Raw genomic sequence first — 14517 nt, forward strand, 5'->3', positions numbered from 1 at the left:
TCCCGGTCGGCCGCGACGGCCGCCCGCCACAGCGGTCACCGGGCGACCGCCAGGCAGTAGTCCTCGTTCGTGGCCAGGAGGTTGCGATGGGTGTCCTCGGCGGTGACGACGCCGTCGTCCAGGACGAGGACCCGGTCGGCGGCGTCCAGGAGGGCCGGGCTGCTGGTGAGGACGATGGTGGTGCGGCCCCGGCGCAGCTTCGCGACGTTGCGGGCGATGAGCTGTTCCGTGACCGCGTCGACGGCCGTCGTCGGGTCGTGCAGGACGAGGACGTCGCTGTCGGCGGCCAGGGCGCGGGCCAGGGAGAGCCGTTGGCGCTGTCCTCCGGAGAGGTTCGCGCCGCGGTCGCGGACGGCGTAGTCGAGGCCGTCGCGGTGGAGGGCGACGACGTCGGTCAGCATGGACGCCTCGACCGCCTCGGGGACCATGCGGCTGGTGCCCGACGGGTCGATGTTCGAGCGGAGCGTCCCCGCGAAGATCTCCCCGTCGTACGGGTTCACCAGCACGTGCTCGCGGACCGCCTCGACCGACAGGTCCGCCAGGTCCCGCCCGCCGACCCGCACCGTTCCCTCGTACGCGCCGGGCGGGACGTTCACGGCCAGGATCGACGCGAGGTCGGCGGCCGTGCGCGGCTGGTAGGCGGCGATCGCCACGAACTCCCCCGCCGACACCTGGAACTTCAGCTTGCGCAGGGTGCCGTACCGGACGCAGTCGAGCTCCACGTCCCCGCTCTCCGCCGGGCGTTCGGATCCCGGCGTCATCACCGGCGGCGCGGTCAGCACCAGCGCCATGCGCTCGGCCGAGGCGCGCGCCATCATCACGTACTTCGGCATCTCCGAGAACAGTTTGAGCGGTTCCATGATGAACTGCGCCAGCCCCACGGCCATGACCAGTTCGCCGATGCTGATCCGGCCGTCGAACGCCAGCCAGCCGGCCAGCAGCGTCACGGCGCCGGCGAGGACCGCGTTGAGGGCCAGGGCGGTGCCCGCGTAGGCGCCGTTCACCTTGGCGACGGTGATCGCCTGGACCTTCGCCTCCGTGCTGACCTCGCGGTAGGACCGGAACGCCGCGTGGTTGCCGCCGAAGCCGTGCAGCGGGCGCAGGCCGGTGATCAGGTCGGCGACCTTCGCGCCCGCCCGCGCCACCCGGGCCTGCTGTTCCTGGGTGCTGGTGCCGATCTTCTTGGACAGCACGCTCAGGCAGGACAGGATCGCGACGGTTCCCACGATCACCAGCAGGCCGAGCCTGATGTCGGCCAGGCCCAGGGCGACCGCCGCGACCACCACCGCGACCAGCGAGCTGATCAGCAGCGGCACGACCTCGATGATGTCGGCGGTCTGGTCGGCGTCCTCGGTGGCGATGGTCAGCACCTCGCCGGACTTGAGGTCGACGTCCCTGGCCACCGGCTGGAGTCCGCAGCCCGCGACCTTGACGCGCCAGCGGTGCGCCTCCGTGGTGTTGGCCTTCTGCAGGATGCGCATCCCGAACCGCCAGGACAGCGACACGGTCGTGATGATCACGGCCAGGACGGCGATCGAGAGGCCGAGCGCGCCGAGGCTGCGGTCCCGCATCGTGTGCTCGACGATCAGGCCGAGCGCGATGGGGAAGGCGGTCTCGCCCGCCTGGTACAGGCCCATGAGGAGGGTGCCGCCGGCCATGGCGCCGACGTTGCGGCGCAGGGCGGTGCGGAGGATGTCGGACCCCGAGCGGGGCCGCTGCGTGTCAGGAGTTGTCATCGAGGTGGCGGGCAATCGCTTCCGGGGTGCGCAGGGTGAACAGGTCTCGGATCGTGATCACTGGACCGTACTCGCGGCGGAGCAGCCCGATCAGCCGCACCGCCAGCATGGAGTGTCCTCCGAGGGACACGAAGTCGCTCACCGCGCTCACCTCGTCGTCGTCCAGGTCCAGTGCCTCGGCGAAGTACTCGCACACCACGGTCTCGGTCTCGGTCTCGGGCCCCCGCTCCCCCACCGTGGTCAGCGCGCCCAGCGGCTTGGCCTCCGGCAGCGCCTTGGTGTCAGCCTTCCCGTTCACCGTCAGCGGGATGCTGTCGACCTGGGCGTAGTGCGTGGGGCGCAGGAAGTCCGGCAGTGCGGCGCCCACTTCGGCCGCCACCGCCGCCAACTCCGCCCCGCCCAGCACCAGATAGGCGGCCAGCCGGTACGCGCCGTCGACCTGCGGGTCGGGCTGGGCGACCGCGGCGGCGAACCGCACCGCCGGGTGCGCCGCGAACGCGGCCTCCACCTCGCCGAGTTCGACGCGGTGCCCGCGGATCTTGACCTGCTGGTCGGTGCGGCCCAGGTACATCAGGTTGCCGTCGGGCCGGCGGACCACCAGGTCCCCGGTGCGGTACATGCGCTCGCCGGGTTCCCCGAAGGGGCAGGCGACGAAGCGGTGCGCGGTCTGGGCGGGCTGCCCGAGGTAGCCGCGCGCGATACCGATGCCGGACACGTACAGCTCACCGGGGACGCCGTCCGGCAGGGGGCGCAGCCAGGGGTCGAGGACGTACACGTCGGTGTTGTCGATCGCGACGCCCACCACCGGGTCCTGGCACTCGAAGGTGCCGACGCCGAGGGTGTTGATGGTGTACTCGGTGGGTCCGTAGAGGTTGTAGCCGACTGTTCCCTCGGTCTCGGCGAGGCGCTGCCACAGGGTCGGGGTGACGGCCTCGCCGCCGAGCAGCACCAGCGGCGGCCGGCGGTCCGGGTCGTCGAGCAGGCCCTCGGCCACCAGCTGCTGTGCGTAGGTCGGGGTCACGTTGATCACGTCGATCGCGTGCTCCAGGCAGTACTCGACCAGCCGGGGCGCGTCCCGGCGCAACTCCTCGTCGCAGATGTGCACTTCATGCCCGTCGGCGAGCCAGAGCAGCTCCTCCCAGGACATGTCGAACGCGAACGACACGGTGTGTGCGATGCGGAAGATCCGGTGGCCGTGCTCGGCCAGCACCGGCTCGAAGATGCGGCGCTGATGGTTGATCAGCATGTTGGTGAGTCCGGCGTACTCGGTCACCACGCCCTTGGGTTTGCCGGTCGATCCCGAGGTGTAGATCGTGTAGGCGGGGTGCCGCAGGCGGTCGGGGTCGTCCGGTGCGAACGTCACGTACGGCGCGGCCTCGGGCAGCGGGCGGTCCAACTCGATCAGGTCGGCGTCCAGCGAGGCCAGCCGGGGCGACACGGCGCTCACGGTGAGGATCACCTCCGGGCGGGCGTCCTCGACGATCGCGGCGATCCGCTCGTCCGGGTGGTCCAGCTCCAGCGGCACGTACGCGGCGCCGACCCGCAGCACGGCGAAGAGCGCCACGATCGAGTCGAGGGAGCGCGGGATCGCGAGCCCCACGTTCGTCTCGGGGCCGATGCCCCGCCGGGCCAGCACGCCGGCCACCGCGCGGCTGCGGTCCCGGAGTTCGGCGAACGTCATCGTCGACCCGTGGGCGACGAGCGCGACCCGATCCGGTGCGCGGTCCGCCGCCTGGTCGAACCGGTCGACGACGGTGTCCGTGCCGACGTCCGTACGCTCGCCCCGCGCGGGCTCCGGCCCTAGGCCCCGCAGCGCGCCCACCGGGCCGGTCGCCCGGGCCAGGTCCTCCAGCACGCGCAGGTAGTCGTGGAGGAGACGACGGGCGTTCTCGGTGTCCTGGTCGCGGTACTCCAGCTTGACGGTGAGCCGGTCGCCGGGCGTGACGACCCAGGTGAACGGATAGTGGGTGGAGTCGTCGGCCTGCACCGAGGTGATGCCGTGCCGGGCGTTCATCTCGGCGAAGGCGTCCAGGTCCAGGAAGTTCTGGAGCACGAACAGGTTGTCGAACAGGGTGTCGTGCCCGCTGGCCCGCTGGATCTCACCGAGCCCCAGGTGCTCGTGCTCCATCGCCTCGACCCTGGCCGTCTGCACGGCCGAGAGGTAGTCGCGGACCGTGTCGTCCGGCCGGGGCCGCGTCCACATCGGCACGGTGTTGAGCAGCACGCCGACGATGTCGGACAGCCCTTCGCCCTCGCGGCCCGAGACGGTCACGCCGAACACGGCGTCACTGCGGCCCGTGTGGGCGCCGAGGAGCAGGCCGAACGCGCCCGTCAGCACGGAGTTCAGCGTGACGCCGTGCGCCCTGGCCGCCTCCCGCAGCAGGTCGCACTGCTCGGCGGACAGCACGTGCACGAGCGCGCGCGGCAGGTCGTCCGAGAAGGACGGCGCCGGTCCGGCGAGCAGCGTGGGGCCGGGGAGACCGGCCAGGTGCTCCGCCCAGAAGCGCTCCGAGACGGCGGAGTCCTTGGCGTCGAGCGCCCGGGCGTAGTCCTCGAAGCCCGGCGTGGCCGGAACCGCGTCGAGGGGATCGCCCGCGACGGCGGCCTCGTAGGCGTCGAACAGGTCCCGCAGGACGATCTCGCGGGACCAGCCGTCCCACAGCAGCAGGTGGTAGCTGAGCAGCAGGCCGTCGCGGTCGCCGGGCAGACGCACCACGGTCAGCCGGATCAGCGGCGGCTCGCCCGGGTCGAACCCGGTATCGCGGTCCCGGGACCGCAGGGCGTCGACCTCGGCGTGCGTCGACAGCTCGATGGTACGGACGTCGACGCGTCGGCCTGCCTTGAGGACCTGGACCGGATTGCCGTCGGAGTCGGTCGTGAAACCCGCGCCCACGACCGGGTGCCGGGCGATCACGTACGCCATCGCCTCGGCCAGCGCACCCGTGTCCAGGCGCCGGTCGAACGTGAACCAGCTCTGCGCCACGTAGTGCCCGGCCGAGCCCGCCATCTGGGCCTGGAAGAACAGGCCCCGCTGGAGCGGGGTGACCGGTGCGGTGCGCTCGGCCGTCGTCGCGGCGTCCGCGATGCGCCGGAGGGCGCGGTGCCAGTGCTCGGTGATCTCGTCGGGAATGCCCTCGGCGAGGGTGAACTCCGCGTGCAGGCTGCCGGTGGTCTCGTCGAGCCAGGCGTTGACCTCGACGGCGTACGGGCTGCCCTGGTCTCCGCCGGTGAGGTGCACCGCCCGGGACTCGCTGCCCCGGCCGAGGTAGTTGAACAGCACTTGCGGATGGGTGGAGTTGAGCAGCGGGGCCGTCTGCGGGTTGAGATACCTGAGCTGTCCGTAGCTGACGTGGGCGCGCTCGTCCGGCTGGCGTTCGGCGACCTCGCGGGCCGCCGCGACGGGGTCGGTGTGCGCGGTGAGGCGTACGGGCGCGATGGCGGTGAACCAGCCGACCGTACGGGTGTAGTCGTGGTGTTCCAGCACCGGGGCCCGGCCGTGCCGCTCCAGGTCGATCGCGAGGTCGGTGGGCGAGGGCTGGATGTGGGTCAGCGCGGTGCGCAGGGCTCCGCACAGCAGTTCCGTGAGGCCGACGCCGAGTGCGGCGGGGGCGGTGCGCGTCACGCGGTCGGTCGCTTCGGGCGGGAGGACGACCGTGGTCTCCCGCAGTCCCTCGACAGCGGGGAGCAGCGGGGGCGCTTGGAGCGTGGTGAGCCAGTGCCCGAGGTGGTCGGTCGCGTGGGCGGACCGGAGGGCCAGGGCTTCGGCGTACTCGGCGTACGACGTCGTCGGTGCGGCCAGGGCTTCCCCGCGCAGGGCGGCGGCCAGGTCGTCCAGCAGGATCAGCCAGGACACCGAGTCGACGGCGAGGTGGTGCGCGGTGACGACCAGGGTGCGGCTCGCCTCCAGCCACGCGAAGGCGACGAGCTCGCCCGACTCGGGGTCGAGCCGTCCGGCGGCGTCGTTCGCGGCGGTCGTGGCGTCGGGGGTGTCCGGGCGTACGACGGTGATGTCGCGGGCGGGTTCGGTGCGGAGGGTCCACACTCCGTGTTCGGTACCGAGCCTCAGTCGCAGGGTCGGGTGTGCGGCGACCACGGCGTTCGCGGCGCGCTGGACGTCCGTGAAGGTGGTGCCCTGGGAGGCCTGAAGGGCCCGGGCCTGGGCGAAGCGGGTGAGTGAGCCGCCCAGTTCGCGTTGGCGCAGGATGATCGGCGTCGGGGGGAGGGGGCCGTCCTCGCGGTGCGTGGGGGCGGTGGCTTGTGGTGTGCGCGTTGGCAGGTGTGCGGCGAGCGCGCGGGGGGTCTTGTGCAGGAACACGTCCCGGGGGGCCATGGGCAGGCCGAGTGTCCTGGCCCTGTTCACGACCGTGATGGCGATGATGCTGTCGCCTCCGGCGTGGAAGAAGTCGGTGTCGGCGGTCACTTCCGTGCCGGGCAGTGTCTCTGTGAAGATCTTGGTGAGTGCGGCTACAGCTGAGATTTCGTCTGCGGGTGCGTCGTGGCTTGTCGCGCAGTTCCCCGCGCCCCCAAGTGCCCGCTCGGCCAAGGCCTTTCGATCCAGCTTGCCGTTCACCGTCAGCGGCAGGGCGTCGATCGTGAGCACTTGCCCAGGCACCATGTGCACGGGCAGCCTCACGGCCAGTTGCTCGGCGAAGTCCCCCGGCACCTCGCCCACCACGTGCGCCACCAGGTGATCCCCGCTGTCCGCCACCGTCACGGCCACGTCGGTCACGCCGTCGAGTTCGCGGATCGCGGTCTCGACCTCGCCCAGCTCGATGCGGAAGCCCTTGAGCTGGACCTGGTCGTCGGCGCGGCCGATGAACTCCAGCTCGCCGTCGAGGGTGCGGCGGGCGAGGTCGCCCGTGTGATACATGCGGGAGCCGTCGCCCGCGAAGGGGTTCGCCACGAAGCGGCCCGCGGTGAGCCCGGGCCTGCCCAGGTAGCCGAGCGACACCTGGTCGCCGGCGACGTAGATGGCGCCCACCCGGCCCGGCGGCACCGGGCGGAGCCGGTCGTCGAGGAGGTGGGTGACCAGGCCGGGTATGGGGCCGCCGATCGGGCTGATGTCGTCGCCGGGGGCGAAGTCCTCGTCCGTCAGCACGCGGTGGGTGACGTGGACGGTGGTCTCGGTGATGCCGTACATGTTGACCAGCTCGGGCGAGCCGGTGCCGTGCCGCTCGACCCAGCCGCGCAGTCGCCCGAGGTCCAGTGCCTCGCCTCCGAAGATGACGCGGCGGAGTGCGGGCAGGGGCTCGCCGGCGTGCCGGTCGGCCTCGATGAACTGGTAGAAGGCGGAGGGCGTCTGGTTGAGCACGGTCACCCCGCGCTCGCGGACCAGCCGGTGGAAGTCGACCGGGGAGCGGGTCAGCCCGTACTCCGGCACCAGCAGCTCACCGCCGTGCGCGAGCGCTCCCCACAGCTCCCAGACCGCGAAGTCGAAGGAGAAGGAGTGGAACTGGACCCAGACGTCGTGCGGTCCGAAGTCCATGTCGGGCTGGGTGTTGGCGAGGAGCGTCACCACGCTGGAGTGCGGGACGACGACGCCCTTGGGCCGGCCGGTCGATCCGGACGTGTAGATCACGTACGCGGGGTCGTGCCAACCGGCCCCCGGGCCCGGCTTGGTCGTGGTCTGCGGAAGGTCGTCTCCCTGGACGAGTACCCGGGCCTGTACGCCCGTACGGGCCAGGAGTTCCGTGAAGCGGTCGCGCTGTTCTCGGTCCACGAGGACGACCTGCGGGGCGGCGTCGGCGAGGATGTACTCCAGCCGTTCGTCCGGGTAGGCCAGGTCCAGCGGTACGTAGGCGCCGCCCGCGGTGACAATGGCGACCAGGGCGACGACCTGCTCGACGGACCGTGGGACGGCGACGGCGACCCGTCGGCCCGGGCCGACACCGGCCGCACGCAGAGCCGAGGCCAACTCGTTCTTCGCCGCCGCCAGTTCGCCGTAGGTCAAGGACCGGGTGCCGCCGTCGAGACCGCACTGCGTGACGGCGGTGGCGGCCGGGTCGCGCCGTGCGGCGGTGTCGAACAGGCTGCCGAGGGTGGTCGGCGTGATGCGCGCGGGGCGCCGGTCGCCCTCGGAGGTCACGTCGTCGACCAGGGTGTCCGGTCGGGTGAGCAGGGCGGTGAGGGTGGAGGTGAACGTGCGCAGGATCGCCTGGGCGGTGGTCTCCCGCAGCAGCTCGCCGTCGTAGATCAGGTTGAAACGCGGGCGGCCGTCGAGTGCGCGTTCCACGACCAGCGTCAACGGGTAGTGCGGTGCGCCCTCGTTGACGAGGTCGGTGACGACCAGGGTGTCGCCGGGCCGGCGCAGTGCGCCCACATCGGTCGCGACGTCGAAGACCACCAGGGTGTCGAACAGGGAGCCCGCGTCGGCCTGGCGGCCGATCCTGGCGAGTGAGACGTGCTGGTGCGGCAGGACCGCGCCCTGGTGTTCCCGGACCGAGGCGAGCAGGTCCCGGGCGGTGGTCGTGGCGGTCCAACGGGCGCGGACGGGGATCGTGTTGATGAACAGGCCCACCATGTCCTCGATGCCGGGCACGTCCGCGTCGCGGCCGGACACCGTGGAGCCGAACACCACGTCCTGTCCGTGCAGGATGCCGCCCAGCGTCACCGCCCAGGCACTGTGCACGGCCACGCTCAGCGGCACACCGGCCGACCGGGCGGCCGCGTCGATGTCCTGGTCCGGCCGCACGGCGGTGTCGGCGAACCGGTCGGACGGAGTGTGCCCCTCGGCGACCAGCGACGGACCGGGCAGGTCCGCGAGCTGCTCGCGCCACACCCGGTCGCTCTCGTCGGCGTCGCGTCCGGCGAGCCAGCGTACGTAGTCGGCGAAGCCGCCGATCGGGTACACGGTCCCGGGCGTGTGGTACTCGGCGAGCAGCGAGCGGAGCATCGGCGGCACCGACCAGCCGTCGGCGATGATGTGGTGCACGGTCTGCACGAGGACGTTCCGGCCGGGACCCGAGCGGATGAGGGTGTAGCGCATCAACGGGCCGGTCGCCAGGTCGAATCCGGCGCGGCGGTCCCGCTCGGCCAGGTCGCGCAGCTCGGCGTCGGTGATGCCGGGGCGGTCCAGGGTGGTGAAGGGCGCCTCGACGCCGCTCTCCAGTACGGAGACCACGCGGCCGTCGGCGAGGGCCACGAAGCGCGCGGCCAGGTTCGGGTAGAGGGTGAGCAGCCGGGTGGCGGCCGCCGCGAGCCGGTCGGCGTCCACCTCACCGTCCAGGGTGAGCAGTTGCTGTTCGACGTAGGCGCCGGCCGAGTCGTCGTCGAAGACGGAGTGGAAGTACAGGCCCTCCTGCAAGGGCGTCAGCGGCAGGATGTCCCGCAGCGCCGGGCCGTCCAGGGCGTCGACGTCGGCCTGGGTCAGCGGCACCAGGGGGAAGTCGCTGGGCGAGTGGCCGCCCCGCGGGTCGAGTGCGGCCAGTCCGGCCAGGGCCTCCCGGAAGTAGCCGCCGATGGTGGCGATGTCCTCGTCGGTGAACATGCCGTCGGGCCAGGAGATGGTGGTGACCAGGTCGTACTCGCCGGTCGGGGCCGGTTCGGCGATCGCGTTGAACTCCAGGGCGCGCGGCAGCCGCATCCGCGGATCGCGCTTCTCGCCCAACTGACCGGTCGTCTGCGCCAGTTGCCAGTCGCCGGGCTCTCCGGCGGCGAAACGGCCCAGGTAGTTGAAGAGCACCTGCGGTGCGGGCGCGTCGAACTCGGTGTCGGTCAGGTACCGCAGGGCACCGTAGGAGACGCCGTTGTCCGGCACCCGGGCGAGGTCTTCCTTGACCGCCTTGAGGGCGGCGGTCAGGTAGGCGGGGGCGGTGAAGTCGGCCGCCGTGCCGGGGTCGACGGTCACCGGGAAGAGAGTGGTGAACCAGCCGACAGTTCGCGACAGTTCGGGCTCGAAACCGGCGGAGGGCGCCACGAACTGTCCTTCGCGGCCGTGGCCTTCCAGTTCGATGTGCGCGAAGGTCTGGTCCTGTCCCAGGTCGCGGCGCCACCGGGCGAGGGCGACGGCGAGCCCGGTCAGCAGGACGTCGTTGACGCCCGCGTGGAACTTCGCGGGGATCTCGCCCAGCAGCGCGGACGTGATCTCCGGGCCGGCCGAGACGGTCCGCAGTCGCTCCGTGGCGACAGTGTCGGCCTCGGACAGCGCGCGCCTGCCCACCGGTTGGTCCGCTGCCGGCCGCGGACGCCAGTAGTAGGAACTGTCCGCGTCGAACGCGGCGCGCTCCAGCAGCTGCGTCCAGCGGCGGAAGGACGTGCCCACCGGGGGCAGCTCGATGGGGCTGCCCGAGGCGAACTGCCGCCAGGCCGTGGCCAGGTCGTCCATCAGGATCCGCCAGGAGACGCCGTCGATCACCACGTGGTGGGCGACCAGGACCAGCTGCCTGGCCGCGCGGCGCCAGACGGCGCGCAGCATCACCCCGTTGTCGGGGTCCAGGGCGTCGGTGGCGAGTGCGACGCACGCGTCGAGCGGCCGGTCGCTCTCCTGCCATCCGGCGACGGCCCGGTCGGGTTCCGGGATGTCGAAGCTCCAGCGGCCTGCGCGCGCCAGCCTGGCGCGCAGCATGTCGTGCCTGCGGACCACGGCGGTGAGGATCTCGTCGAGGGCGTCGGCGGTCAGGTCCGGCGGGGTGTTCAGCACGACGGACTGCACGAAGCCGTCGATGGCGTCGGTGGTCTCGCCGAGCCACTGCACGATGGGCGATCCCACGACGGGCCCGGTCGCGACATCGCGGTGGTCGACCGTGGAGACGTCCTCCCGGCTCGCGACCGCGGCCAGGGCCCCTACGGTGCTGTGGGTGAAGATCTGCCGTGCCGTGACGTAGAGGCCCGCGTCGCGCAGCGCGGTCAGCAGCGAGATCGCCAGGATGCTGTCGCCGCCGAGCTGGAAGAAGTCCTGGTCGACGCCGACCTCTTCGAGCCGCAGCACCGCCGCGACCGCCGCGCACACCGCGCGCTCGTTCTCGGTGGTGGGCCGTAGGAGCGTGCCGGTGCCGATCGTGGGCTCCGGCAGGGCGTTGCGGTCGAGCTTGCCGTTGGCGGTGAGCGGGAACTCCGTGAGCACCACGATGTGGGCGGGCACCATGTACTCGACCATGTGCTCGGTGGCCCACGCCTTGACCTCGTCCGCGCGCAGGTCCTCGCTGCCGGCGGCCGGGATGACGTAGCCCACCAGGTAGGTGCCGCCCGCCGCGTTCTTCCGGGCGACGACGCAGGTGTGCCGTACGCCGGGGTGCTCGGCGAGGCCGACCTCGACGTCCTCGATCTCCAGCCGCATGCCGCGGATCTTGATCTGGTTGTCGGCGCGGCCGAGGAAGTCCAGGGAGCCGTCCGGGGCGAACCGGGCGAGGTCGCCGGTGCGGTAGAGGCGGGAGCCGTCGTTCGCGAAGGGGTTGGCGATGAACCGGGATGCCGTCAGACCGGGCGCGTTGACGTAGCCGCGCCCCAGGAGGAAACCACCCACGTACAGTTCGCCGCCGACTCCGACGGGGACCGGGCGCAGTTCCTCGTCGAGGACGTAGAGCTGGGTGTTGGGGTTGGCCTTGCCGATGGAGGTCGACAGGCGTTCCGCCTCTCCCCGGTAGATGACGTGGGAGACGCCGATGGTCGTCTCGGCCGGGCCGTAGCCGTGGTACATGGGGATGTCGAGCTTGGTGCGGAACCGCTCGTAGAGCTCGGGGGTGAGCACCTCGCCGCCGCACCACACGTGCCTGAGGCTGTCCAGGCGGCCGGAGTCGCCGGCGATCTCCAGCAGCACGTCCAGCATGGACGACACCAGATACGTGAAGGTGACGCGCTGTTCGGCGATGACGCTCAGCAGGTGGTGCGGGTCGCGTTCGCCGCCGGGGCGCAGCACCACGAGCCGGGCGCCGGACACCAGCGGCAGGAATATCTCGTTGATGGAGATGTCGAAGGACAACGGCGCCTTGAACAGCGAGGCGTCGTCGTGGCCGAAGCCCAGGATCTCGTTCACCTGCCACAGCAGGCGCTCGCTGATCGCCTCGTGCCGGATCATGGCGCCCTTGGGCCGTCCGGTGGAGCCGGACGTGAAGATCACGTAGGCGAGGGCGTCGCCGTGGACGGTGACGCCGGTTCCCTCGGTGGGGTGGGATCCGTGGCGCCAGTCGTCGAGGTCGACGGCCACGGCCGGCGGTTCGGCCGGGTCGTGCTCGCCCGAGGCGTTGAGCTGTACGACGACCCGGGCGTCCTCGACGACGACGGCCCGGCGCGCGGCGGGCCATTGGGGGTCGAGCGGCACGAACGCGCATCCCGCCTGGAGCACGGCGAGCAGCCCGACGACCATCTCGGCGGAGCGGCCCAGCGAGATGCCGACGACCTGTTCGTGGCCGAGGCCGCGCTCGATCAAGCGGTGGGCCAACTGGCTGGAGAGCTCGGCTGCCTGACGGTAGGTCAGTGAGCGGCGTTCGTCCACGATGGCGACGGCGTCCGGCCTGGTCCGCGCCTGTTCGTGGAACATCTCGACGATGGTGGGGCGGCTGCGGTCGGCCTCGGTGTCGTTCCAGCGGGCCAGGAGTTCGAGTCTCTCGGTGACGCTGGAGGGTCCGATGGTGCCGAGGGGCCGGTCCGGGAAGTCGGCGAGGTCGCCCAGGGCGAGCTGTGCTTCGGACGGCGAGACGCCGTCGGGCACGCGGATGCTCCGGCCGTCCGCGCCGACCTCCCAGCCACCGGGTCCGGCCCCGCCGTTGTCGACCCATCCGAGGACGTCGGCGAACAGGGTGCCGGGGGTGAGGTCGATGCCGTCGGGGCTCTCGCCCGTCGTCCAGTACGACAGCCCGATGGCGCAGGCTTCGGTGATGGTCCTGTCGGAGTGGTCGCCGGTCCGCCGGCGTACGTCGGCCAGGCGTGCGGGAGAAAGCCGTACGAGACGAGCGCTCGGTTCCATCATCGAAGACTCAGCACCCTTTCAAGGAAACCAGAAATCAAGCCCAGCCCGGCTCGGGCCTGCCTAACTACCCTCGCGCCATGCCTGCCACAGCCGGGCGTACCGGCCGCCCAGAGCCACCAACTCGTCGTGTGTGCCCTGCTCGACGACACGGCCCGCGTCCAGCACGGCGATCCGGTCCGCCGCCATCGCCTGGGTCAGCCGGTGCGCCACGAACAGGGTGGTCCGGCCCGCGCACGCGGCCACGACCGCGCGTTCCAGCTCGGCGGCGCCCTCGCTGCCGGCCTCGGCGGTGGACTCGTCGAGCACCACCACGGGCGAGCGGGCCAGCACCAGGCGGGCCAGGGCGATCTGGGCGACCTTGGTGACGTCGAGGCGCTCGCCGCCCTCGCCGACCCTGGTGTTCAGCCCGTCGGGCAGCGCCTGGACCCAGGCGTCGGCGCCGACGGTGCGCAGCGCGTCCGCCAGTTCGGCGTCGGTCGCCCCGGGCGCGGACAGCCGCAGGTCGTCGGCGAGCGGGCCGGAGAACACGTGTGTCTCCTGCGTCAGGATGCTCACCAGGGCCCGCGCCGCGGCCTCGTCCAGACCCGCCAGGTCGGTCGCGCCGATGTGCACCGATCCGGTCTCGGGCGTGCCGATGCCCGCGATCAGCGCGGCGAGGGTCGTCTTGCCCGCACCCGTCGCGCCCACCAGCGCGAGCGAACCCCCGGCCGGAATCGTCAGATCGACGTCTCTCAGCACCGGTTCCTCGGCGCCGGGGTAACGGAACGTCAGCCCCCGCACCGTCACCGGCAGCGGCTCGGCGTCCGCCGGCGCGACGGCCGGGTCACCCACCAGCCGGCCCTCACCGGCCTCCCCCAGCACGCCGACCAGCCGGGTCAGGCTCGCGCCCGACTTCTGTGCCTCGTCGAAGGTGAACATGATGAGGCCCAGCGGGCCGAACAGCCGGTGGAACAGCAGCGGAGCCGCCGACACCTCGCCGAGGGTGGCGGCGTCGGCCTCCAGCAGGGCGTACCCCACCAGGAGGATCAGGACCAGCCCGATGAACTCGGCGCGGTTCTCCCGGCCGACGAACCGGCCGAAGAACCGGAACACCTCGATTCCGAGGTCGCGCACCCGCCAGGACTCGCTGGTCACCTTCTCGCGGAAGGCGCCCTCCAGACGGTACGCCCGGACCGTGTCGATCCCGTTCAGACCGCTGATCAGCGCCTGCGCACGGTCGGCCTGGGCCACCCGCTGCTTGCGGTAGAGCGGCGCGGAGCGGGGGAGGTACCAGCGCAGGGCGAGCGCGTACGCGGGCAGCGCGCCGGCGCCCGCCAGTCCGAGCCGCCAGTCCAGGCCGAACATGCCGAACGTGGCGATGGCGACCAGCACTCCGGCCGAGAACACCGTGGGGATGGCCGTACGGATGCCCTTGGAGATGACGGCCACGTCGTCGCCGACCCTGGAGAGCACGTCTCCCCGGCCGACCTGTTCGATGCGGGCGCTCGGCATCCCCAGCACCGCCCGGACGGCTCCTTCCCGCAGCCGCGCGAGCAGGTCGGCGCCCAGCCGGCCGATCAGGTAGGTCGACACCGCGGTGGCCGCCGCGCCGAGCAGCGCGGCGGCCCCGATCAGGACCCCGATGGTGACCAGGACCGAGCGCGACTCGCCCTCGACCACGCCGTCGACCACTCGGCCGAGCAGCAGGACCGGGAGCACCTGGAGCGCCGCGCCGGCCACCGTGGTGAGCACGGTGGCCGCCGACAGCCAGGGCACCTCGCGGCAGTGCGCCGCGACCCATCGGGACGCCTCGCGCCCGGTCGCCGTGTGCAGCGTCGCCGGGGCGGGGCGGGTGGCGGTCGCGCTCACACCGCGACCCGGGCGGGCAGGGGACAGGAC

General features: G+C 72.2%; 3 protein-coding genes. All 3 read right to left on the reverse strand.

Annotation, left to right across the window (positions count from 1 at the left end; all coding sequences use genetic code 11):
• Positions 1-35: 35 nt before the first annotated feature.
• The 3 genes from ACZ3I3_RS35430 to ACZ3I3_RS35440 are packed head-to-tail and all read right to left on the reverse strand — an operon-like array spanning position 36 to position 14487.
• Complete coding sequence (locus ACZ3I3_RS35430) at positions 36-1736, reverse strand: ABC transporter ATP-binding protein (protein WP_467371861.1); 1701 nt, start codon at positions 1734-1736, stop codon at positions 36-38.
• Positions 1723-12639, reverse strand: a complete 10917-nt coding sequence (locus ACZ3I3_RS35435) for a non-ribosomal peptide synthetase (protein ID WP_467371863.1) — start codon at positions 12637-12639, stop codon at positions 1723-1725. The genes ACZ3I3_RS35430 and ACZ3I3_RS35435 overlap by 14 nt, the downstream gene beginning before the upstream one ends.
• A 60-nt stretch (positions 12640-12699) precedes the next feature.
• Positions 12700-14487, reverse strand: a complete 1788-nt coding sequence (locus tag ACZ3I3_RS35440) for an ABC transporter ATP-binding protein (protein WP_467371865.1) — start codon at positions 14485-14487, stop codon at positions 12700-12702.
• Positions 14488-14517 lie beyond the last annotated feature (30 nt).

Source organism: Streptomyces sp. NPDC016851 (assembly GCF_055562795.1).

What these genes read in the sequence shown, in the direction of transcription:
- ACZ3I3_RS35435 (WP_467371863.1), bottom strand. Translation starts at nt 12,639, where the DNA reads ATGATGGAACCGAGCGCTCGTCTCGTACGGCTTTCTCCCGCACGCCTG.
- ACZ3I3_RS35430 (WP_467371861.1), bottom strand. Translation starts at nt 1,736, where the DNA reads ATGACAACTCCTGACACGCAGCGGCCCCGCTCGGGGTCCGACATCCTC.